This window comes from Rhodococcus sp. B50, from assembly GCF_013602415.1.
Taxonomy (GTDB): domain Bacteria; phylum Actinomycetota; class Actinomycetes; order Mycobacteriales; family Mycobacteriaceae; genus Rhodococcus.
In genome coordinates, this window is sequence record NZ_WPAG02000002.1 from 4997432 (window position 1) to 5020412 (window position 22981).

The window sequence follows — 22981 nt, forward strand, 5'->3', positions numbered from 1 at the left end:
GTATCGGATACAGGGACGGTAGGGGTGTGGCGCAGCACACGGCAATCGTTTGCCATTTTTTGCCATACTGTCCGCATGTCGGCTGCTCCGCGTTCACGGAAACGCGCCACCATCACCGTTGTGGCCCGCGAGGCGGGGGTCGCAGCGTCCACGGTGTCTCGCGCCTTCACCAACCCGGGCCGGGTCAATGCCGCCACCCGCGACCACATCCTCGAGGTCGCCGACCGGCTCGGCTACGCCCCCAACCCCGCTGCCCGCGCCCTCGAATCGGGACGCACCAACACCCTGGCGCTGCTCGTCCCCGACATCACGAACCCCTTCTTCTCCGGCGTGATCAAAGGAGCCGAGCGCGCCGCCGTCGCCTCCGGGCGGACCCTCGTCCTCGCCGACACGCAGGAGAGCGCGGCCACCGAAGCGCACATCATCCGGCGGTTGGGGCCGGCCGTCGACGGCTTCGTCCTGGCGGCCGCGCGCATGCCCGACGACGAGCTCCGCCGCGTCGCGGAACTCGACGCCGTAACCCTCGTGAATCGCGCGATCCGCGGAATATCCTGCGTCGTCGCCGATTACGAGACGGGCACGCGCCAGATCGTCGACCACCTCGCATCGCTGGGGCACCGCTCGCTGCTGTTCCTCGGCGGCCCGCCCGAGTCGTGGTCGGGAGCGCGACGGTGGGCCGGTCTGCAGACGGCGGCGCAGGCCCACGACATCGTGGTGCGCCGCTTCGGTCCGTACTCGCCGACGCTCGGAGGCGGTGCCGCCGCGGCCGACGCCGCGGTGGCCGCCGGTGCCACCGCGGTGGTGTGTCACAACGACATGCTCGCGATCGGAGTGTTGCGCCGGCTGCGCGAACGCGGGGTGTCCGTGCCCGAGCACGTGAGCGTGCTCGGTTTCGACAACATCTTCGGGTCCGACCTGTGTCAGCCGTCGCTCACGACACTCGCCGAACGCACCGAGGACGCCGGGGCACGGGCCATCGAGATGCTCGCCCGGCAGGCCTACGAGCGCGTCGCGGTGGCCGACGAACTCGTACTTCCGACCCAACTGGTCGTCCGCGAGTCCACCGGCCCCGTGAGATGAGGGAGGTTGTGTGCGTGTTCAACGACGGAAAACGCCCACAACCTCCCCGAAGTTCACCGGTTCGCGAGCGTGTCGGCCAGGAAGGTGAACGTCAGCGCCGACTTGAACGCGGCCTGGGCGTTGTCGGCCGCGCCACCGTGACCACCCTCGATGTTCTCGTAGTACGAGACCTCGTGTCCCTGTTCCTCCAGGCGCGCGACCATCTTCCGTGCGTGCCCGGGATGTACCCGGTCGTCTCGCGTCGACGTGGTGACGAGGATCGGCGGGTAGGCGGCGTCGGGATCGGTGTTCTGGTACGGCGAGTACTTCGACAGGAACTCCCACTCGGCAGGATTGTCGGGGTCGCCGTACTCGGCCATCCACGAGGCTCCCGCGAGCAGCAGGTGGTAGCGCTTCATGTCGAGCAGCGGCACCTGGCACACGATCGCCCCGAACAATTCGGGATAGCGCGTGAGCATCACGCCCATGAGCAACCCGCCGTTGCTGCCGCCCTGGGTGCCGAGCTGCGCGGCGGTCGTGATCCCACGTGCGACGAGATCCTTCGCGACCGCGGCGAAGTCCTCGAAGACCTTGTAGCGGTTCTCCTTCAGCGCCTGGGTATGCCAGGTGGGGCCGTACTCGCCACCACCGCGGATGTTGGCGATGACGTAGGTGTAGCCCTTCTCGAGCCATGCCCGCCCGACGCCGCCGCTGTAGGCCGGCACCATCGAGTTCTCGAACCCGCCGTATCCGTACAACAGTGTGGGCGAAGGGATTCCGGTGTTGCTGCCGACCACGAAGTAGGGCACCTGTGTGCCGTCGTCGGACGTCGCGAAGTACTGCTCGACCGTGATGCCCTCGGCGTCGAAGAACGACGGCGCCTGCTTGATCGCCTCCACCGCGCCGCCGACCGTCCCGGACAACAGGGTCGCCGGGATCGTGAATCCGCTGGAGTTGAGGAAGAAATCGTCGCCGGTGCGCGGGTCGACGTCGATGATCGAGGTCGACGTGGCATCGGGGACACCGGGCAGTTCCTCGTCGGACCAGCCGTCGTCACCGGGCGTGAGCACCCGCACGCGGGTCTGCACGTCGCGCAGTGTGACGACGAGCAAATGGTTCTTCGTCCACGCGTACTGCTCGAGCGAGGTGTGCTCGTCCGGGGCGAACAACACCGTCACCTCGCGCGAGCCGGCGAGGAATGCCGGATAGTCCGCTGCGAGCAGCGTGCCGGCGGGATATCCGAGCCATTCGGATCGGGTACGCACGAGCAGGTGGTCGCGGTAGACGCTCACCCGGGCGTCGTCGGGAACGTCGAGCCTGACGAGTTCGCCGTCCGCGGTGAGTTCGAACCGGTGCGCCCGGTAGAAGTCGATCGCGCGGTCGACGAAGGTGCGTTCGTATCCGGGAGTGTCGTCGTACCAGGCGGAGACGGCGACATCGCTGCGCTCACCCTCGAAGACCGTCTCGGCCTGCTCGATCGGCGTGCCGCGACGCCACTTCTTCGCGAGACGCGGGTAGCCGGAGTCGGTGAGCGACCCGTCGCCGAAATCGCTTCCGACGTAGACGGTGTCGGCGTCGATCCATCCGATGTCCGTCTTCGCCTCGGGCAGTTCGAAACTGTCCGGGCCCGAGAGGAATCGTCGCTCGAGGAGGTCGAACTCGCGGATCACGCTCGCGTCGGCACCACCGCGCGACAGGCTGATGAGCGCGCGGGTCTGATCGGGCCTCAGCACCTGGGCTCCCGACCACACCCAGTTCTCGCCCTCCTCCTCGGCGACGGCGTCGAGGTCGACCAGGACGTCCCATTCGGGTTCGTCGCGCAGGTACTGCTCCATCGTCGTGCGACGCCACAGGCCGCGTACGTGCTCGGCGTCCCGCCAGTAGTTGTAGAGGTACTCACCCCGCCGACGGGCGTACGGAATGCGGGCGTCGGTGTCGAGCACCTCGCGGATGCGGGATTCGAGCTCGGTGAAGCCGTCGGTGCGGGTGTACGCCTCGACCGTTCGGTCGTTCCGGGCACGCACCCAGTCGAGTTGTTTCTCGCCGGTGACGTCCTCGAGCCACAGGTACGGATCGGTCGTGTCGTCGCTCATGACCCATTCATACCCGCACCGCACCTGCCGCGAGTGGCAGGCAGACTGTGACCTCGTGCAGATGCATCCGTCGGACGCGCGCCGAGAATGGCTCGGCGACCGCATCCCGGGCGACCTGTTCGCCCTCTACTGTTTCGACGCCCCCGCGGTTCCGGTCGCCGAGGTGCTCGCCGAACTGCGGTCGCGGGTGGCGGTGATGGGGGAGCTGCAGGTGCGGATGGCCGAGGTACCCGCGGGTCTCGACTATCCCTACTGGACAGCGCACACGCCCACCGAGGATCGGCTCCTCGTCCACGAATCCGGTAGCTACGGCGACGTGCTCGATGTGTTGTCCGGGCTCGTCGCGACCCGCGTCGACGTCACCGTCTCACCGTGGCGACTACACGTCTTCCCGCAGGTCACCGATGCTCCGCGCGGAAGCGATCCCGCGCTCGTCGTCGTCCTGCAGCTGTCGCACGCCTTCGCGGACGGGGTGCGCACCTCGGCGCTGGCCCGGGACCTGCTGTCGGGCACCGCGACACCCACGACCCCGCCGCGTGCCCCCTCGCCGGCCGGGATGCTCGCGCGGGCCGCGCTGCGGCTGCCCTTCTCGATCCCGCGGGTGATCGCCGACGGGCGACGTGCGGTGGAGGCGGCGCGACGGCTCGCCGATCCGTCGGTGCCGCAACCCACGCCGGGGAGGCCGCTGGTCGCCGTGAACACCGCGCCCGGACCGCGCCGGACGGTCCGCACACTCGTGCTCGACGTCGCCGACCTGCGTCGCGTCGGCACGGTCACGGTCGGCGCGCTCACCGCGATCGGCGCTGCCCTGTCGGAGTTCCTCGGCGTCGACGAACTGTCCGCCGAGGTGCCGGTGGCGGTCCCCGCCGCGACTGCCCGGAACAGCTACCGCAACGTGGGCGTCGACCTGCACTGCACCATCCGCGACCCGCACGAGCGTGCCGCGGCGATCGCCGCCGACCTGGCGTTGCAGCGGATCCGTGCGTGTCACCCCGCGATGGCGGTGCGCGCCCGGACCGACGATCACGTTCCCGCGCCGCTGCTGCGGTTCGGCACCGACCGCCTCGACCTGTCCGTGGTCCCACCCACCGTCACCGGCAACACCGTCGTGTCGAGCGTCGACCGCGGGCCGGCAGACCTGGAACTCGGTGGCGGACGGGTGCGGTTCACCTCCGGCTTCCCCGGCCTGTCGCCGGTGCAGGCACTCACGCACGGCGTGCACGGAATAGGCGAGTCGGTGACCCTGTCGGTCACGACCTCCCCGAAAGTGGTCGACGCGGCCGGTCTCGCTCGGTACGTCACCCTGCTGCGCGAGGCGGTCGCCTCGCTGTAACGTGCGCCGAATCCGATGATGGAGGGTCACATGGCGGTATATGCGGTGACGGGTGCCGCGTCGGGAATGGGCAGGGCGAGCGCGGAGCGGTTGCGGGCCGCCGGGCACACGGTGATCGGTATCGACCTGAAGGACACCGAGGTCACGGCGGACCTGTCCACTCCGGAGGGCCGTTCCCACGCCGTCCGGGAAACGCTCGAGCTGGCAGGCAGCCGTCTCGACGGTGCCGTGCTCGCCGCCGGGCTGGGCCCCACCCCGGGCAAGGAGAAGATCATCGCGCAGGTCAACGTGCGGGGCGTGATCGACCTGCTCGTCGGCTGGCGACCGGCTCTGGCCGCCTCCGTGAACAGCAAGGTCGTGGTGTTCGGATCCAACTCGACGACCACGACACCGGGCGTGCCGAACTCGGCGGTGAAGGCCTTCCTCGCCGGCGATATGGACAAGGGCGTCGCCCGCGCCACGCGTATTCCGCAGGCGGGTCCGCCGTTCACCTACGCGGCGTCGAAGATCGCCGTGACCCGATGGGCGCGCCGGGCTGCGGTGACCCCCGAGTGGGCAGGGGCCGGCATCCGCCTCAACGTCCTCGCACCGGGAGCGATCTCCACCCCCCTGCTCGACGCGCAGCTCGACAGCCCGCTCAAGAAGGCGGTGGAGAGCTTCCCCGTTCCGCTCGGGGGTTTCGGGAAGCCCGAGGAGATCGCGCAGTGGGTCGAGTTCATGCTGTCGCCGGCGGCGGACTTCATGACGGGCAGCGTCGTGGTTGTCGACGGCGGCACCGAGGCGTACTTCCGACCCGACGACTGGCCGGTGCGGGTCCCGCTCCGGTCGATCCCGCGGTACCTGCTCGGCATGCGGAGGTTCGGGCGCCGGAAGTGAGTTTCCGCGCGACGCGGACCCGCGCCGACCTGTCATTTCAGGCGAAATAGTCGCCGAATCCGTAGATCGCGTCGAACGCGCTGGTCGGCAACACGTCCACCGCGTTCACGCGGTAGGACGGGTACGAGGCCTGCATCAGGTCGCGCACGAACCGCAGGGCGTGGATCGAGTCAACGGCGTCGACGGTGATGGTGAGCTGGACGCGGCCGTTGTCGCTGCGCCCCACCGCCCCGTGGTGCGGGACGATCGGTTCGATGAGGTCGACGGTCTCGTCGTCGGTCAGGCGATCGAGGTGGGCGTCGAGTTCGATCATCGCGTTGTATTCCATGTGGGTTCTCCCGTGTCGAACACCCGAGCGGCCTCGCGCCGCACGGGTTGATCTCGACGGGGAACACGCACGGCGACATCATGCCCGAACCGGACGACACGCGCCGTCATCCGATCGGCGGACAGTGGATCGTGACGGTGGCTACCCGCGGGTAACCGGACCATCGGCAGACACCGGAATCGGGCGGGACTACCCTGTATATCCGTGACCTCACACTATGACGTCGTTGTCCTCGGAGCCGGTCCCGGTGGGTACGTCGCTGCTATCCGCGCGGCACAGCTGGGATTGAGCACCGCCATCATCGAGCAGAAGTACTGGGGCGGTGTCTGCCTGAACGTGGGCTGCATCCCCTCCAAGGCGCTTCTCCGCAATGCCGAGCTGGCGCATCTCTTCAACAAAGAGGCCAAGACCTTCGGCATCTCCGGTGACGTGTCCTTCGACTTCGGTGCCGCCTACGACCGCAGCCGCAAGGTCGCGGACGGTCGCGTCAAGGGCGTGCACTTCCTCATGAAGAAGAACAAGATCACCGAATACGACGGTCTGGGGTCGTTCGTCGACGCCAAGACCATCGAGGTGGCCCTCACCAAGGGCGGCACCGAACAGGTGACCTTCGACAACGTCATCATCGCCACCGGCTCCGTCACCAAGCTGCTGCCGGGCACCGAGCTCAGCGAGAACGTCGTCACCTATGAGGAGCAGATCCTCACCCGCGACCTTCCCGAGTCCATCATCATCGTCGGTGCAGGTGCCATCGGCATGGAGTTCGGCTACGTCCTGAAGAACTACGGGGTCGACGTCACCATCGTCGAGTTCCTCGACCGCGCGCTGCCCAACGAGGACGCCGACGTCTCCAAGGAGATCGCCAAGGCGTACAAGAAGCTCGGCATCACCATCAAGACCGGCGCTGCCGTCCAGAAGATCTCGGACGACGGCTCGAAGGTCACTGTCGAGATCAAGGACAACAAGTCCGGCAACGTCGAGACCGTCACGGTCGACAAGGTGCTGCAGTCGGTCGGCTTCGCGCCGCGCGTGGAGGGCTACGGCCTCGAGAACACCGGCGTCGAGCTCACCGATCGCGGTGCCATCGCGATCGACGAGCGCATGCGCACCAACGTCAAGGGCATCTACGCCATCGGCGACGTCACCGCGAAGCTGCAGCTCGCGCACGTCGCGGAGGCGCAGGGTGTGGTCGCGGCCGAGACCATCGGCGGTGCCGAGACCCTCGAGCTCGGCGACTACCGCATGATGCCGCGCGCGACCTTCTGCCAGCCGCAGGTCGCCTCCTTCGGGCTCACCGAGGAGCAGGCGAAGGCCGAGGGCTACGACGTGAAGGTCGCGACCTTCCCGTTCACCGCCAACGGCAAGGCGCACGGCCTGGGCGATCCCACCGGTTTCGTCAAGCTCATCGCCGACAAGACGCACGGAGAGCTCATCGGCGGCCACCTCATCGGTCCCGACGTCTCCGAGCTGCTGCCCGAGCTGACTCTCGCCCAGAAGTGGGACCTGACGGTCGACGAGCTCGCGCGCAACGTCCACACGCACCCGACTCTGAGCGAGGCGCTGCAGGAGGCCATCCACGGCCTCGCAGGACACATGATCAACTTCTGAGGACCGCGGGCCCTGCAGGCCCGCGTCCGACATTCTTCCGTGCGGGCGGATCCCCGCTCGGATGTACCGGCTCAGCCCGTGACGACCCGACCGTCGTCGCGGGCTGACGTCGTTCCGGACTCCTGCTGCGGAGCCTGAGGTGAGGGTGGCCTTACTTTCGGGTGGGAATCCTCTATAGTCGTCGCAAGGAAGGCCGCAGCCGGCTCGTGATCCGCGCCGCGGCCGACCGGATCGTCTCCGTACTCGGACGAGCGAGAGCAGGTACGGCCATGCCGGACGACGACGCTTCGGAAGGTGCACTGCCCCTGGCGGGCAGGGCCACCGCCGACCTGCCGGGGCACTGGCTGCTCGCCCGTCTGGGCAAGCGCGTGCTGCGGCCGGGCGGCAAGGAGCTGACGACGCGTGTGCTCGCCGACGCGCGGTTGCGCGGCGCGGACGTCGTCGAGTTCGCGCCGGGACTCGGCCGGACGGCGCAGGAGATCCTCGCCTACGCGCCCGGTAGCTACACCGGTGTCGAATCCGACGAGACGGCAGCAGAACTGACCCGCAAGGCCATCGGGGGCAAGGGCAGGGTCGTCAGCGGTGAGGCATCGAAGACCGGACTCGGCGGCGAGGTCGCCGACGTCGTGGTCGGTGAGGCGATGCTCACCATGCAGACCGACAGGCACAAGGCCGAGATCGTGCAGGAGGCCCGCCGGGTGCTCCGCCAGGGCGGGCGATACGCCATCCACGAACTCGCGATCGAACCCGACGCGATCGACGACGAGGTCAAGACCGAGATCCGCAAATCGCTCGCCCGCTCGATCAAGGTCAACGCCCGCCCTCTCACCGCAGCGGAATGGCGAAGCTTGTTCGAGGAGAACGGATTCGAGGTCGAGAAGGTCGGCTTCGCCCCCATGGCGCTGCTCGAACCGAAACGCATCCTCGCCGACGAGGGACTGCCGGGCACCCTGAAGTTCGTCCGCAACGTCCTTCGAGACTCCGATGCCCGCAGCCGGATCCTCCGGATGCGGTCGACGTTCACGAAGTACAAGAAGCATCTGGTCGCGATCGAGATCGTCGCCACGAAGAAGGACGCGTGATGAGTACACAGCAGGTCGACGGCAAGCTCACCCGGATCGAGGGGCTGGCGGAACTCCACCCGGCCGAGGGGAGCGGACCACGGATCGAGAAGCTCGCGGCGGTCACCGGCGCGACCGTCGTCCGACTGTCCTTCACCGCCGGACAGGCGATGGACGACCACAAGGCCGGCGCCCCGATCCTCGTGCAGACCCTCACCGGGGACATCTCGTTCAGCACCGCAGACGAGACCGTCTCGCTGGTGCCGGGAACCGCGGTCCACGTCGACGCGGGCATCGTGCACCGCCTCGTCGCGAACGCCGATTCGGTGGTGTCGCTGACGATCCTGCGTTGACGATTGTCGCCGCTTCCAGCGGGAAACGAATCCGCACATGCGGAGTGTATGCACGCGTAGTGTGTCGCCATGGCGGAACGCGGCGCTCGCCCACATGTGCACCCGGTTCGGAGATGGTTGCTGCGCACGGTGCGGCACCTGTTCACACCTCTGCGTCCCGACGACTATCTCGAGATGATCAACCCGCTGTGGACGACCCGCGAACTCCGCGGCCGTGTCGAGCGGGTGGTCCCCGAGGGTGGCGACGCGGCGTCGGTGCTCATCCGCCCGGCCTACGAGTGGCGGGGGCACGAGCCCGGCCAGTACGTGCGGCTCGGCGTGATCATCGACGGCGTCTACCACTGGCGGGCATATTCGCTCACCTCCGACCCGGATCCGGTCGACGGACTCATCAGCGTCACGCCCAAGCTCGTCGAGAACGGTGTGGTCTCGCCATATCTCGTCCGCAAGCTCGAGCCCGGCGACATCGTCCGGCTCGGCGAGGTGGAGGGCGTGTTCACACTGCCCGACCCGCTGCCCGAAAAGATGCTGTTCATCAGCGCAGGCAGCGGGATCACGCCGATCATGAGCATGCTGCGCAGTCTCGACCACCGCGACCGCGTCGACGATGTCGTCGTCGTACATTCCGCCCGCACCCCCGACGAGGTGATCTTCTCGTCGACCCTGCACGACCTCGACGACCGTCATCCCGGAATGCGCCTCGAAGTGTGGCTCAGCGGTGAGCGTGGCCGCATCACTCCCGGCGACCTCGACGAGCTGTGCCCCGACTGGCGCGAGCGCGACGCCTTCTGTTCGGGGCCGCGCGACCTGCTCGACGCCCTCGAAGAACACTGGGACGAACACGGCGATCCCGAAAGATTCCACCTCGAACGTTTCCAGCCGATCATCGGTGGGAATGCCGGGAGCGGCGAAGGCGGCACCATCAACTTCCTCGACAGCGAGAAAGAGGTGGAGTGCGACGGCGGAACACCCATCCTGGTCGCAGGTGAGAATGCCGGCCTGAAGTTGCCGTACGGCTGTCGTATCGGCATCTGCCACACGTGCGTCGGAACGCTGAGGTCCGGACAACTCCGGGACCTGCGAACCGACGAGGTGAGCGAGCCCACCGGGGCGGCGGTGCGTACCTGCATCCACACCGCGGAGGGTGACATCGAAATCGAACTGTGAAGCAACCGGCTTCGAAGCAGGGGGCGTCGTGACGAGAAGCATCGACAGGGCCGATACCGGGTCGCGGGAACTGCAGAGTCCGCTCGCGCATCTGAGCGACGACGATCTCGAGCAGATCGCGAAGGAGTTCGACGCCATCCACGACGAGGTGTACTCGAGCCTCGGCGACAAGGACCGGCAGTACATCAAGAACGTCATCGCGGCGCAGCGTCAACTGGTAGTGGCCGGACGGGTGCTGCTGTTCGCGTCGTCGTCCAAGCCCGCATGGGTGGCCGGGACTACCTGTCTCGGACTGGCGAAGATCCTCGAGAACATGGAGATCGGCCACAACGTCATGCACGGCCAGTGGGATTGGATGAACGATCCGGACATCCACTCGTCGGTCTGGGACTGGGACACCGCCTCCACCGCGGAGGCCTGGAAGCACTCGCACAACTACATCCACCACACGTTCACCAACATCCGCGGTCTCGACAAGGACCTCGGCTACGAGATCATGCGGATCGACCCGCACCAGAAGTGGCACCCCGTCTACCTCGCCCAGCCCGTCTACAACGCACTGCTCACCGTGCTGTTCGAGTGGGGCGTCGCGCTGCACGACCTCGATCTCGAAGCGTTGTGGGCCGGCGAGAAGTCGACCGCGCAGGTCATCGGGGAACTGAAGGGTATCGCCGGTAAGGCCCGCGCCCAGTTCGTCAAGGACTACGTCGGCTGGCCGCTCGTGAGCGCCGCACTGTTCGGCCTCGCGCAGATCGCGCTGCAGGGCCGGTTACCCCAGCCGAAGACCTCGCGGTTGGGCCGGCGACTGCGGTCTATGGGTAAGGGCCGTTCCGGAAAGTTCGGTACCGCAGCCGATCTCGCCGACCGGTATCTGCCCGGCATCGAGAAGACCTTCCTCGCGACGGTTCTCGCCGACGTCACCGCCAACATCATCCGCAACGTGTGGGCACACGCGATCATCTTCTGCGGACACTTCCCCGACCAGACCTACACCTTCTCCAAGAAGGAGGTGGAGAACGAGTCGCGCGGAGGATGGTACGTACGCCAACTCGTCGGTGCCGCGAACATCGAGGGCACTCCGCTGTTCCACGTCATGAGCGGCAACCTCGGCTACCAGGTGGAACACCATTTGTTCCCCGACATGCCGAGCACCCGCTACGCGGAGGTCGCGCCGAAGGTCAAGGACATCTGCGAGCGCTACGAACTGCCCTACAACTCGGGCCGGCTGGGCAAGCAGTGGTTCATGGTGCACCGCACGATCGCCCGGCTCGCCTTCCCGGGCGGTAAGCCCCGACCGAAGCCCGGACCGTACCGTCGCTCACAGGATCCCCAGGGTGGGCCCATTCCCAGTGAGGCCGCGCGGTTCCGGAACCGGCTGCCCGCCGAACATCCCGACGCCGGACCGGAACACGACGGTGGTGGGGTGAAGGTCGATCCGCCGCCCCGCTGACCGTCGGCCGATGCGCAGTTCTCGTCGACGATTCGCACCATTCTCGACGGGAACTGCACATCGGAGCCGAGGTCAGGACGCCCGGTAGGCCTTCCAGCCGCCGAACTCGGTGATGTCCACCGCGTCCGCCGCGGCGTCCTGCGTGCATCCGAAACCGACGACCCACCGCCCGTCGGCCAGTTCGACGCTCGTCAGCGTCATCGGGGCGGGCAGCGCGGCGAGGAATCGGCCCAGACCGGCCTCCGACAGGCGGAACAGTTCGCCGACGATCGCGGCACCCTCACCCGGCCCGTGTCGCACGAGTCCCGGCTTCGGTGGCGTCGTGTTCAGCGCCGCCAGTCGATATGCGTCGGAGGTGTGCACCTCCTCGACGAACCGCGCTCCGAGTTCCTCGAGCTGGAAGTGCAGCGGCTGACCGCGCAGATGCGCACCGAAGACGGCGAGCTCGACCCCGGACTCGACGACCGATGGCGCGTCCACACCGTTCAGTGCGGCCGCGACGTCCACGGCCACCTGGTCGGCGAAGGCCGGCACCACGATCATGACCCCGAAGGGCTCACCAGCCGTCGTGGGTGCACCGGGCACCGCTACCGCAGCCATGTCCAGCAGATTGCAGAAGTTGGTGTAGGTGCCCATCCGACGGTTGATGGCGATCGGGTCGTCCTGCACCGCCGCGATCGTCGGGTGTTCCGTCGTCGTCGGGAGCAGTAACCCGTCCACCCCGGCGAGCAGTTCGCCGGCGCTGACCTTCACACGGGTGAGGGTGTCGAGGTCCTCGACGAGTTCGTATGCGGCGGGCCTCTTCGCGCCGGCGACGATCGCGGCAACGGTGGGATCGGCGCCCTCCGGCCCCGTCGACAGGAACTCACCGACGGCCGCGTAGCGCTGCGCCACCACGGCACCGTCGTACAGGAGCAGGGCAGCGTCGAGCAGCGGCGAGATGTCCACCTCCACGATCTCGACGCCGGACTCGCATGCCGCGGCCACTGTGCGGGTGAAGGCGTCGCGGTACCCCTCGGACAGGGCCTCGAGGTCCTCGCCGCGTGGCACCGCGATGCGCAGGGTGTTCGATGCGGCGAGTCGCACGTCCGCGGGCCATGTCCTGCTGCGTGGGTCGCGGGGCTCGGGTCCGGTCATGATCCGGACCGCGGTCGCCGCAAGGTCGAGCGACATCGCGAAGACCGTGAGGCAGTCGTAGTCGATGCACGCCGGGACCACACCGTGCGCCGGGATCACTCCGAGAGTGGCCTTGACGCCGACGATTCCGTGCAGTGCGGCCGGCACACGTCCCGAACCGGCCGTGTCGGTGCCCAGGCCGATGTCGGCGATGCCGAGTGCCACCGCGACCGCCGAACCCGAACTCGAACCGCCCGAGACCTTCTCGGGATCCCACGCGCACCGCACTGCCCCGTACGGACTGCGCGTCCCGACGAGACCGGTGGCGAACTGATCGAGGTTGGTCTTGCCGAGCACGACGGCGCCTGCGGCTACCAGACGCTCGACACCGGACGCCGTCTCCTCGGGGACGTACGCGAATTCGGGACATGCCGCGGTGGTGGGGATTCCGGCGACGTCCACGTTGTCCTTCACCGCGACGACCAGACCGGCGAGCGGAAGCGACTCACCGGCGGCGACCCGGGCATCCACCGCGGCGGCGTCGGCGAGGAGATCCTCGGCGCTGCGCAGGGTGATCCACACTTCGGGCCGGTCGGCCTCGTCGATCCGGCGCAGTGCGGCACGAACGCGATCGGTGGCGGACATCCTCACCGAGGAGGCGGGCGCAGCGAGTCCGACGTCCGGGTTGTCGAGGGTACTGCCGAGGCTCATCAGACTGCTCCGATCACGAGAAGGGGGGTCCCGGGTGCAACCTTCGTGCCCGGGCTCACGAGAACTTTCAGGACCGTGCCGGTGGTCTCCGACGACACGGGCATCTCGAGTTTCATCGCCTCGAGGATCACCGTGGTGTCGCCGGTGGCGACGGTGTCGCCCTCGGCGACCTCCACGCGCCACACGTTGCCGACCATCGGTGCCTCGACCACGACGGCACCGGGCGGCATTGCGTCCAGGGGGTCGCCCACGGCGGACACCTCGATCGGTTCGCTGTCGACGCGGTCGAACTCTCCCGCGTCGCGCCAGGCCTGCTTCTCCACCTCGAACGCACGGGATTGCACGGCGTGGAAGGCGTCGATGGAGTCGGCGTTGTCCTCGAGGAAACGCAGGTGGTCGGCGAGCGCGAAGGTGCCGTCCGAGATGTCGGCGTCGAACCGACCCGCCTTCGCCGCGGCCCGGTATTCGAGCAACTGCTCGGGCGTCACCGGTTCCCAGACGATGCGGTCGAAGAACCGGAACAGCCACGGCTTGTCCTCCTCGAAGGGCCCCGTCTGCCGGTATCCCGACCAGATCGGGATCGTCCGGCCGACCAGCTGATAACCACCCGGCGACTCCATGCCGTACACGCACAGGTACTTGCCGCCGATGCCCACCGCGTCGGACGGTGTCCACGTGCGGGCCGGGTTGTACTTCGTCGTGACGAGCCGATGTCGAGGATCGAGTGGAACAGCCAGGGGTGCACCGAGATACACGTCGCCGAGACCGAGGACCAGGTATTCGGCGTCGAAGACGGTGTCGCGGACCTGCTCGACCGAATCGAGACCGTTGATGCGTCGGATGAACTCGGTGTTCGACGGCAACCACGGTGCCTCGTCGCGCACCCCGCTGCGGTACCGCGAGATCGCTTCGGCGATCGACGGATCATCGAACGACAGCGGCAGGCGGACGGTGCGGCTCGGCACCACCAGATCGCGCGTCGCGGGCAGTTCCGTCTCGAGATCCTGCAATACCCCGAGCAGGCGGGACTGCGGCAGCACGTCGGGATCGAAGTGGATGTGCAGCGAGCGCACACCCGGCGTGACATCGATGATCCCGGGCAGCGTCGTGGCGGCCAGCGCCTCCGACAATGCGTGCACACGCATGCGTAGGCCGAGATCGAGAACCATCTCGCCGTACTCGACGAGGATGTTGTCGTCACCGCCCCGCAGGTACACGACCTCGGGATGGTCGAGGAACGGCTCGATACGACCGAGTCGGCCGCCGTCGGGTGCGGTCTGCCGGGCGACCGGCGGCAGGTCGGCGCCGCGGACCGCACTGGTGCGCAGCTCGACGGCGCCCTCGTCGGTGACCGGCACGAACCGCAGCGAGTCGCCGGGGCGGATCTGGCCGAGCTTCCAGCGATGCCCGGCGACCACGGTGAGCGGGCACGCGAAGCCACCGAGGCTGGGTCCGTCCGGGCCGAGCAGGATCGGGGTGTCGCCGGAGACGTTGAGCGCCCCGACGCTGTACGGGTTGTCGTGCAGGTTGGACGGGTGCAGACCGGCATCGCCGCCGTCGGAGCGCGACCAGGTCGGCTTCGGGCCGTCGAGCCGGATACCGGTGCGGTTGGCATGCGTCTGCACGGTCCACGTCGCGTCATAGAACTGCTGCAGGTCCTCGGCGGTGAAGTATGCCGGGGCCGGCTGCGGGCCTTCGGTCACCGCGAGATGCCAGATGTGCCCGAACTCCGGACGGACATCGGCGGGGACGGGCGCAGGATCGGCGACCGGCTCGCCGGACGCGAGACCGAGCACATCGCCGGTCGCGACGGCCCTGCCGGTGGGCCCACCGAAGCCGCCGAGCGTGAACGTCGATGCGCTGCCGTGGTAGAGCGGCACGTCGAGTCCACCGCGGACCGCGATGTAGGTGCGCAGGCCGGCGTCGATGGGGGTGCCGACCTCGAGGATCGAACCGGCCGGGACCTCGACGGGCTCCCACATCGGCACCGGCGCACCGTCGACGGTGACCTCGGCGCGGGCGCCCGTGATGCACACGGTCGTCGGATCGGAGAACTCCAGACGCGGACCGAGCAGGGTGCATTCGAGTCCGGGCGTGCCCTCCGGGTTGCCGACGGCGACGTTCGCGGCGCGGAACGACAGGTCGTCCATCGGACCGGACGGAGGAATCCCCACCTTCCACAGCCCGATCCGTCCCGGGAAGTCCTGGACGGTCGTCATCGTCCCGGCACGCAGCACGTCGATGCGACACCCGACCGGGGGGATCTCCGCGAGTGTGGTGGTGACGTGTCGTGCATCGAGAACCGCTTCCTCGGAGCAGATCCTGCGCAACTGCGGCAGGTTCGTCTGGACACCGTGGATCCGGGTCTCGCCGAGTGCCTCCGACAACCCGGAGAATGCCGTACGCCGCGACTCGCCGCGCACGATCACCTTCGCGAGCATCGGATCGTAGAACGAACCGACCTCGGTGCCCGTGTTCACCCAGGTCTCGATACGCGTGTGGGCGGGGAACTCGACATGGGTGAGCAGACCCGCGCTCGGCCGGTGGTCGCGACCGGGATCCTCCGCGTACACACGGGCTTCCACCGCGTGCCCGGTGATCTCGGGTCCGGAATCGGGCAGGCCGTCGAGCATGCTCTCGTCACCGCGTGCGAGGCGCAGCATCCACTCGACGAGGTCGACGCCCGTGACCTCCTCGGTCACCGGATGCTCCACCTGCAGGCGGGTGTTCATCTCGAGGAAGGACACCTCGTTGCGGTCCACGTCGTAGACGAACTCGACGGTACCGGCCGATCGGTACTGCACCGACGACGCGAGAGCACGTGAGCACGAGAGCATCTGCTCGACGATGCGATCGGGGAGGTTCGGTGCGGGTGCCTCCTCGACGACCTTCTGGTTCCGGCGCTGCAGCGAGCAGTCGCGGGTACCGAGGCTGATCGTCCGGCCGTGTCCGTCACCGAAGACCTGCACTTCCACGTGCCGGGCGCGTGGGACGAACCGCTCGAGGAAGACGCCGGAGGACGAGAAGTTCGCGGCGGCGAGCCGAATGACGCGTTCGTACGCCTCACGCAGGTCGTCGGCGCTGCGGCAGGCCTGCATCCCGATGCCGCCGCCACCGCCGACGGCCTTGAGCATCACGGGATATCCGATGGTCTCGGCCGCGGTGAGCGCGTCCTCGAGGGTATCGAGCAGACCGCTGCCGGGGACGAGGGGCGCGCCCACGGCGCGGGCGGCCTCCCGGGCGGTGTGCTTGTCGCCGAAGACGCGCAGCTGGCCGGGAGTCGGGCCGACGAACGCGATACCCGCCGCTTCGCAGGCGGCGGCGAATTCGGCGTTCTCCGAGAGGAATCCGTAGCCCGGGTGGATCGCTCCGGCGCCGGTGGCCAGTGCTGCCTCGATGACGAGATCGGCCCGCAGATAGGACTCGGCCGCGGGAGCCGGGCCGAGTCGGACTGCGATGTCGGCGAGTTCGACGTGTGCGGCCGCTGCGTCGGCGTCCGAGTAGACAGCAACGGTCTTGAGACCCAGCTTGTGCGCAGACCGCATGATGCGGCACGCGATCTCGCCGCGATTGGCGACGAGCAGGCTGTCGAAGGCGAAGGTCGGGGGGACCGGCACTTCTGTATACGTCTTTGTGGACATGGCTGTATACGTTATGGACCAGCAATGACGACGCTGTGACGTTGTGTAACAGCCTTGTTAGGGATGCCCTCTCCGGCCGGACACCGGCATGTGCGAACCGATCAGAAGTCGCGATCGATCTGCAGGACACCGATGGTCGTGGCAAGGGCGTCGTATTGCGTGACCAGAAGGCATAATTCGATGAGCCTACGGTCGTCGTAGTACTGCGCGAGCGACGACCACGTCTCGTCGGACAGGTGCTTCGTGGTCACGAGTTCGTCGACGGCGGCGAGAAGCGTGCGGTGCCTCGGCTGCCAGCCGGCCGCGTCGGGTCCGGCGACGATACGGTCGCGCACCTCGTCGGTGATCCCCGCACGGCGGCCCAGACGGGTGTGGTGGTCGAACTCGTAACCGCACTCGCGCAGATGCGCTACCCGCAGGATGACCATCTCCGACTCGAAGCGGCCGAGGCGGCCGAAGGGCATGAGCATGCCCGCATAGTGCAACCATCCGCGGAACAGTCGCCCGGTGCGGCCGAGGGTGCTGAACAGGTGGGCGTCCGAGGTTCCGCCGGCAGCGGACAGTGCCTTCCATGTCACCCAGTTGAGAGGGCCGAGTTCCTTGAAACGTCCGGGCTGGATGCGGGGTGTCATGAGCGTCAGTGTGCCCGAACGAGCCCGTCAGGTCACACGGAACGACCGGGACCTATCGATGCGGGTCAGTCGCGGACGGCGCGGGCCATCCGGGCGAAGGCGCGTGCCTCCTCGGCGCGTCGCACGACCACCGATCGTGAGGTGTCGATGTGGGCGAGCAGCAGGTCGTGGGCGTCGTGGAGCTTGTCGGCGAGTACGAGTTCGGCCACCTCGATGTGCTCGTCGACGGTGGCGACGATGCGATCGGGTGTCAGGTAGTCGAACATCCGCACCGGACGCACCTTGGCGTTCACCGAGGCCAGGGCGTCGCACAGGGCGCGATTGCCGGAGGCGGCGAGCAACGTCGTGTGGAAACGCTCGTCCAGCGTGACGAAGCCGGCGTCGGGTTCGGGCGGATCCCTGCGGATCTCGTACCAGCGGTCCAGCTCGGGGCCGAGGACGTCGGGGTCGTGCCGTACCGACTCGTCGTCGAGCGCACGGCGGATGCCCCGCAATTCCAGGGTGGTGCGCAGTTCGTAGAGATCGGCGAGATCGTCGAAGCGGGGCCGGTAGGGATACAGTCCGTGCTCGCGGCGTTCGACGAGTCCGTCGGACACCAACCGGGCGAGTGCCTCTCGAACCGGTGTGCGCGACACCCCGTACTGTTCGGCGAGCCGTTCCTCGCTGAGTCGCTCATCGGGGGACGACGTGCCGGACATGAGATGCGAACGCAGAGCCTTGTAGACCCGTTCGCGGCGGGTGTCGGCCATCAGATCGCCATCGCTGCGCGGACGGTGGTGGCGGCCTCGACACCACCGTCCCCGGTGGAGGTGACGCGCCCGGATTCGAGGACGTAGTAGTGCAGGGCGTTGTCGAGGGCGAAGCCGATGTGCTGTTCGACGAGGAGCACGCCGAGATCGCCCGTGCGGCCGAGCTCGACGATGGTGTTCTCGATCTCGGCGACCACCGACGGCTGGATACCTTCGGTGGGCTCGTCGAGGATGAGCATGCGCGGCTCGGTGATCAGGGCGCGGGCGATGGCGAGCTGTTGCCGCTGACCGCCGGAGAGCAACCCGGCGCGCCGATCGAGCAGCGGGACGAGGGCGGGGAACAGGTCGAGCATGTCGGCGACGAGCGCGCGGCCGTTACGGCGGGTGTCCGCGACGACCTGCAGATTCTCGCGGCAGGTGAGCTGGCCGAAGGACTGCTGCCCCTGAGGCACGTAGGCGAGCCCACGGGCGACGCGGGCGGACGGTCGCAGCGACGTGACGTCGTCGCCGTCGAAGAGGATCTTCCCCTCGGTGACGGGCAGCAGGCCGACCGCGGCGCGCAGCAGGGTGGTCTTGCCGGCGCCGTTGTGACCCATGACCGCGACGGACTTGCCGGACGGGACGGTGAGGGAGATGCCGTGCAGGATCTCGGTGCGGCCGTAACCGGCGTGGACGTCGACGAGTTCGAGCATCATGCCTCCTGAGGAGCGGTGGCGGTCCCGAGGTAGACCTGCTGGACCTGCGGGTCGTTCTGGACCTGGTCGACGGTGCCGTCGGCGATGACCTTGCCGCGGGCGAGGACGGTGACGGAGGTGGCGAAGGCTCGCATGAAGTCCATGTCGTGCTCGACGACGACGACCGTGCGCTGGGCGCCGATGCGGCGCAGCAACTGTCCGGTCTCCTCGCGTTCGTCGTGGCTCATGCCGGCGACCGGTTCGTCGAGGAGCAGCACGTCGGCATTCTGGACGAGCAGCATGCCGATCTCGAGCCACTGCTTCTGTCCGTGGGCGAGGATTCCGGCGGGCGTGTCGCGGTGGGCGGTCAGGCCGATCGTCTCGAGGGCGTCCTCGATCTCGGGCAGGACGTCCTTGCGGCGGCGCAACAGCTGCCAGGGGGAGCGACCCGCACCGGCTGCGATGTCGAGGTTCTGCAGGACCGACAGCTCCTCGAAGACCGAGGCGGTCTGGAAGGTGCGGCCGACGCCGAGTCGCGCGATCTTGTGGGTCTTCTTGCCGAGCAGTTCGACACCGGATTTGGTGATCGAGCCGGTGGCCGGGACCAGGCCGGTGACGGCGTCGACGAGGGTCGTCTTGCCGGCGCCGTTGGGGCCGATGAGGAACCGCAGGTCGCCCTGGAGGAGGGTCAGGTCGACGCCGTCGACGGCGGTGAAACCGTCGAAGGTGACACGCAGGTCGCGGATCTCGAGGTAGTCGCTGCTCATTCCGGCGTTGCCGCCGTAGACGGGTTTGCTCATCGAACAGGCTCCATCTCGGGAAGATCGGTGGGCTCGGGTTCGGCCGGAGGTGTGGATTCCGGCGGGGTGGTGCGACGTCGGCGACGGAGCAGGGTGATCACCCCGGCGAGGCCGGCGGGGAAGAAGCCGACGACGACGATGAACAGCAGGCCTTGCGCGTAGGTCCAGGCGGAGGGGAAGTTCTCCGACAGGGTGGTCTGCGCCCAGGCCACACCCACGGCACCGAGGACCGGGCCGAGCAGGGTATTGCGTCCGCCGATGGCGACACCGATGAGGAATGCAATGGACGGGACGATGCCGACGTCGGCGGGGGAGATGATGCCGACGATGGGCACGAACATCGCCCCGGCGATCCCGGCGAAGAACGCCGCGACGGTGTAGGCGACCACCTTGATCAGGGCGGGGTCGTAGCCCAGGAAGCGGACACGCTCCTCCTGGTCGCGCACCGCGACGAGCAGCTCGCCGTAACGGGACTGCATGAGCTGGCGGGTCGCGGCGACGACGAGCAGCAGGATGGCGGCGACGATGAAGAACAGCATCCGCTTGTTGACCGGGTCCGACAGGTCGTACCCGAAGAAGGTGCGGAACCGGTTGAGGCCGTTCGATCCTCCGGTGGACTGCTGTCCGATGAGCAGGATTGCGAAGGCAGCGGCCAGGGCCTGGGACAGGATCGCGAAGTAGGCACCCTTGACGCGGCGGGCGAACACACCGAAGCCGAGCAGCGCGGCGATCAGGGCCGGCACGATCAGGATCGCCAGCAGCGTCACGGCGGGCGAGGCGAACGGCACCCAGTAGGCGGGTAGTTCGCGGATGCCGGCGATCTGCATGAAGTCCGGGACCGAATCGCCGCGGAGCTGCGCGTCGGCGATCTTCAGGTGCATCGCCATGATGTAGGCGCCGAGGCCGAAGAACACGCCCTGGCCGAGGGTGAGCATACCGCCGCGGCCCCAGGCGAGACCGATGCCGACGGCGACGATCGCGAAACACAGGAACTTGCCGAGCAGACCGAGCCGGAAATCGGAGAGCACCGCCGGGGCGAGACCGAACAGGATCAGTGCGGCGAGCGCGAAACCTGCTGCGGTGCGTACGGGTCCGGGTTGGGTTAGCGTGCGGGTCGAGAAGGTCGCGGGCATCAGACCAGGCTCCTCGTCTTGACGGCGAACAGGCCCTGCGGACGGACCTGCAGGAAGATCACGATGAGCACGAACACGATCACCTTCGCGATCGACGCGGTCGTGGAGTACTCGATGAACGAATTGAGAAGTCCCAGTGCGACGGCTGCGAGCACCGCGCCCTCGATGCGGCCGAGACCACCGATGACGACCACGAGGAAGGCGTCGATCAGGTACGACTGCCCGATGGTCGGGCTGGTCGAGCCGATCAGGGTCAGGGCGACACCGGCGAGACCGGCCAGGCCGGAGCCGAGGAAGAAGGTGGTGATATCGGTGCGGCGGGACGAGATTCCCACGGTCTCGGCGAGATCGCGGTTCTGCACCACCGCGCGGATCCGTCGTCCCATCGGCGTGTACTTCATCGACGCGATCAGGGCGATCACGCAGATCACGGCGAGCGCGAGGATGAACAGGCGGGTCTTCGGGACCACGGCCCCGAAGATCTCCACCCCGCCGGAAAGCCAGGACGGGGCGACGACGTTGACGGCGGGGGCGCCGAAGATGTCGCGGGCGGCCTGCTGAAGCAGCAGGCCCACACCGAAGGTCACCAGCAGGGTGTCGAGCGGGCGGTGGTACATGCGGCGGATGAGGGTGACTTCGAGTAACACCCCCATCGCGCCGCCGACCAGGAAGCCGACGAGCAGGGAGACGAACAGGGACACCCCGGCCGAGGAGATCACCTGCTGCACGACGAAGGCGGTGTAACTGCCGGCCATGATGAATTCGCCGTGGGCCATGTTGATCACGCCCATCTGGCCGAACGTCAGCGACAGCCCCAACGCCGCCAGTAGCAGGATCGATCCGATACTCAAACCTGTGAACAACTGTCCTACAAGGACATCCATGTCGTCTCCCCTCGTCGACTCGGCGGTCGGGTGTCAGTTACCGGACAGGCCCGCGGCCCAGTCGTAGGACTCGAGATAGGGGTCGGGCTCGATCGCACCGTCGGACTCCCACACGGTGTAGATCAGGCCGTCGCCGCGGATCTCACCGATGCGGGCGGTCTTGGTGATGTGGTGGTTGTCGCCGTCGATCGTCACGGTGCCCTCGGGTGCTTCGAAGGACACTCCGTCGGCAGCTGCGATCACGTCGTCGACCTCGAACGATCCGGCCTTCTCGACCGTGTTCTTCCACAGGAAGACCGAGGTGTAGGCGGCCTCCATGGGATCGGAGGTCGGCTTGTTCGCGCCGTACTTCGCCTTGTACGCCTCGACGAAGGAGGTGTTCTCGGGCGAGTCGACGGTCTGGTAGTAGTTCCACGCGGTGAGCTGGCCCTCGATGTTCTGCGCACCGATGCCGCCCACCTCCTCCTCTGCGATCGACACCGAGACGACCGGCATGTCCTTCGCGTTCAGGCCGGCGTTGGTGTACTCGCGGAAGAACGCGACGTTGGAATCGCCGTTGAGGGTGTTGAAGACGGCGTCGGCGTCGGCCGTGCGCACCTTGTTGACGATGGTGGAGAAGTCGGTGGAGCCGAGCGGGGTGTAGTCCTCGCCCTTGATCTCGATGCCGTTGGCCTCGGCGTAGGCCTTGATGATGCGGTTGGCGGTCTGCGGGAAGACGTAGTCGCTACCGACGAGGTAGAGCGACTTCACGCCCTGTTCCTTCAGGTAGTCCAGGGCGGGCACGATCTGCTGGTTGGTGGTCGCGCCGGTATAGAAGATGTTCGACGACGACTCGAGGCCCTCGTACTGGACGGGGTAGTACAGCAGCGCGTTGCGGTCCTCGAAGACCGGCAACATCGCCTTGCGGCTCGACGACGTCCATCCCCCGAACACCGCTGCGACACAGTCGGATCCGATGAGCTTCTCGGCCTTCTCTGCGAACACGGTGGGCTCGGATGCGCCGTCCTCGGAGACGATCTGGATCTGCTTGCCGAGGACTCCTCCGTCGGCGTTGATCTCCTCGACGGCCAGTGCGATCGAATCGCGGACGGTGACCTCGGAGATGGCCATCGTGCCCGACAGCGAGTTGAGCGAGCCCACCTTGACGGTGTCGCCCGAGGTGTCGACGCACGACGCAGCACCGGAGGCGGCGGTGCTGCCCTCGTCGCCCGCGCGGCTTCCGCAGGCGGACAGGACGAGTCCGACTGCGACGAGTGCGGCGGGGGCCGCGATGGCGCGGGTGGCGAGCCTGGACCTGACAACAGACATGTAGA

Annotated in this window: 19 protein-coding genes; 8 read left to right on the forward strand and 11 right to left on the reverse strand. The window is 67.9% G+C overall.

The window, feature by feature from the left end; genetic code table 11:
- Positions 1-75 precede the first annotated feature (75 nt).
- On the forward strand, positions 76-1080 hold the full coding sequence (locus GON09_RS23245) for a LacI family DNA-binding transcriptional regulator (RefSeq protein ID WP_213933959.1): 1005 nt from the start codon (positions 76-78) through the stop codon (positions 1078-1080).
- Between the two features lie 53 nt (positions 1081-1133).
- On the opposite strand, the gene GON09_RS23250 is transcribed toward GON09_RS23245, so the two are convergent.
- Positions 1134-3152, reverse strand: coding sequence for a prolyl oligopeptidase family serine peptidase (locus GON09_RS23250; protein ID WP_213933960.1), 2019 nt, complete (start codon positions 3150-3152; stop codon positions 1134-1136).
- Here GON09_RS23250 and GON09_RS23255 point away from each other — a divergent pair.
- Entirely contained in the window at positions 3151-4485 is a 1335-nt protein-coding gene (locus GON09_RS23255) for a wax ester/triacylglycerol synthase domain-containing protein (protein WP_213933961.1), read from the forward strand. The two genes, GON09_RS23250 and GON09_RS23255, sit on opposite strands and share 2 nt — an antisense overlap.
- A 30-nt stretch (positions 4486-4515) precedes the next feature.
- Entirely contained in the window at positions 4516-5361 is an 846-nt protein-coding gene (locus GON09_RS23260; protein WP_213933963.1) for an SDR family oxidoreductase, read from the forward strand.
- A gap of 37 nt (positions 5362-5398) precedes the next feature.
- Here the strand turns inward: GON09_RS23260 and GON09_RS23265 are convergent, their stop codons facing one another.
- On the reverse strand, positions 5399-5689 hold the full coding sequence (locus GON09_RS23265; RefSeq protein ID WP_213933964.1) for a hypothetical protein: 291 nt from the start codon (positions 5687-5689) through the stop codon (positions 5399-5401).
- 204 nt (positions 5690-5893) lie between these two features.
- Between GON09_RS23265 and lpdA the strand changes: the two genes are divergently transcribed.
- The 5 genes from lpdA (at position 5894) to GON09_RS23290 (ending at position 11328) form a co-directional block, all read left to right on the forward strand.
- Positions 5894-7297 carry a dihydrolipoyl dehydrogenase gene (gene lpdA / locus GON09_RS23270; RefSeq protein WP_213933965.1) on the forward strand — a complete coding sequence of 468 codons (1404 nt, stop codon included), beginning with the start codon at positions 5894-5896 and terminating at the stop codon, positions 7295-7297.
- Between the two features lie 269 nt (positions 7298-7566).
- The gene (locus GON09_RS23275; protein ID WP_213934607.1) at positions 7567-8379 is read left to right on the forward strand and encodes a class I SAM-dependent methyltransferase; all 813 of its coding nucleotides are present in this window, start codon (positions 7567-7569) and stop codon (positions 8377-8379) included.
- Entirely contained in the window at positions 8379-8711 is a 333-nt protein-coding gene (locus GON09_RS23280) for a cupin (protein WP_213933966.1), read from the forward strand. The genes GON09_RS23275 and GON09_RS23280 overlap by 1 nt, the downstream gene beginning before the upstream one ends.
- 69 nt (positions 8712-8780) lie before the next feature.
- Positions 8781-9878: a ferredoxin reductase gene (locus GON09_RS23285; RefSeq protein ID WP_213933967.1), complete on the forward strand. Its 1098-nt coding sequence runs from the start codon at positions 8781-8783 to the stop codon at positions 9876-9878.
- A 28-nt stretch (positions 9879-9906) separates the two neighbouring features.
- Complete coding sequence (locus GON09_RS23290) at positions 9907-11328, forward strand: fatty acid desaturase family protein (protein ID WP_307854475.1); 1422 nt, start codon at positions 9907-9909, stop codon at positions 11326-11328.
- Positions 11329-11400: 72 nt separating this feature from the next.
- Here the strand turns inward: GON09_RS23290 and atzF are convergent, their stop codons facing one another.
- The 9 genes from atzF to urtA all read right to left on the reverse strand — a co-directional run bounded on the left by atzF (position 11401) and on the right by urtA (position 22976).
- Positions 11401-13089 carry an allophanate hydrolase gene (gene atzF, locus GON09_RS23295; RefSeq protein ID WP_213934609.1) on the reverse strand — a complete coding sequence of 563 codons (1689 nt, stop codon included), beginning with the start codon at positions 13087-13089 and terminating at the stop codon, positions 11401-11403.
- 65 nt (positions 13090-13154) lie between these two features.
- Positions 13155-16796 carry an urea carboxylase gene (gene uca / locus GON09_RS23300; protein WP_213933968.1) on the reverse strand — a complete coding sequence of 1214 codons (3642 nt, stop codon included), beginning with the start codon at positions 16794-16796 and terminating at the stop codon, positions 13155-13157.
- Positions 16797-16897: 101 nt separating this feature from the next.
- Positions 16898-17428, reverse strand: coding sequence for a carboxymuconolactone decarboxylase family protein (locus tag GON09_RS23305; RefSeq protein ID WP_213933969.1), 531 nt, complete (start codon positions 17426-17428; stop codon positions 16898-16900).
- A gap of 65 nt (positions 17429-17493) precedes the next feature.
- Positions 17494-18177: a GntR family transcriptional regulator gene (locus tag GON09_RS23310; RefSeq protein ID WP_213933971.1), complete on the reverse strand. Its 684-nt coding sequence runs from the start codon at positions 18175-18177 to the stop codon at positions 17494-17496.
- Complete coding sequence (gene urtE, locus GON09_RS23315; RefSeq protein ID WP_213934610.1) at positions 18177-18869, reverse strand: urea ABC transporter ATP-binding subunit UrtE; 693 nt, start codon at positions 18867-18869, stop codon at positions 18177-18179. The genes GON09_RS23310 and urtE overlap by 1 nt, the downstream gene beginning before the upstream one ends.
- The gene (gene urtD, locus GON09_RS23320) at positions 18869-19651 is read right to left on the reverse strand and encodes an urea ABC transporter ATP-binding protein UrtD (protein ID WP_213933972.1); all 783 of its coding nucleotides are present in this window, start codon (positions 19649-19651) and stop codon (positions 18869-18871) included. Before urtD ends, urtE begins: the two co-directional genes overlap by 1 nt.
- Complete coding sequence (gene urtC, locus GON09_RS23325; protein ID WP_213933973.1) at positions 19648-20784, reverse strand: urea ABC transporter permease subunit UrtC; 1137 nt, start codon at positions 20782-20784, stop codon at positions 19648-19650. The genes urtD and urtC overlap by 4 nt, the downstream gene beginning before the upstream one ends.
- Entirely contained in the window at positions 20784-21668 is an 885-nt protein-coding gene (urtB, locus tag GON09_RS23330; protein WP_213933974.1) for an urea ABC transporter permease subunit UrtB, read from the reverse strand. Before urtB ends, urtC begins: the two co-directional genes overlap by 1 nt.
- Positions 21669-21701: 33 nt before the next feature.
- A complete protein-coding gene (gene urtA / locus GON09_RS23335; protein WP_213933975.1) occupies positions 21702-22976 on the reverse strand; it encodes an urea ABC transporter substrate-binding protein in 1275 nt (424 codons plus the stop codon).
- Positions 22977-22981: the final 5 nt, after the last annotated feature.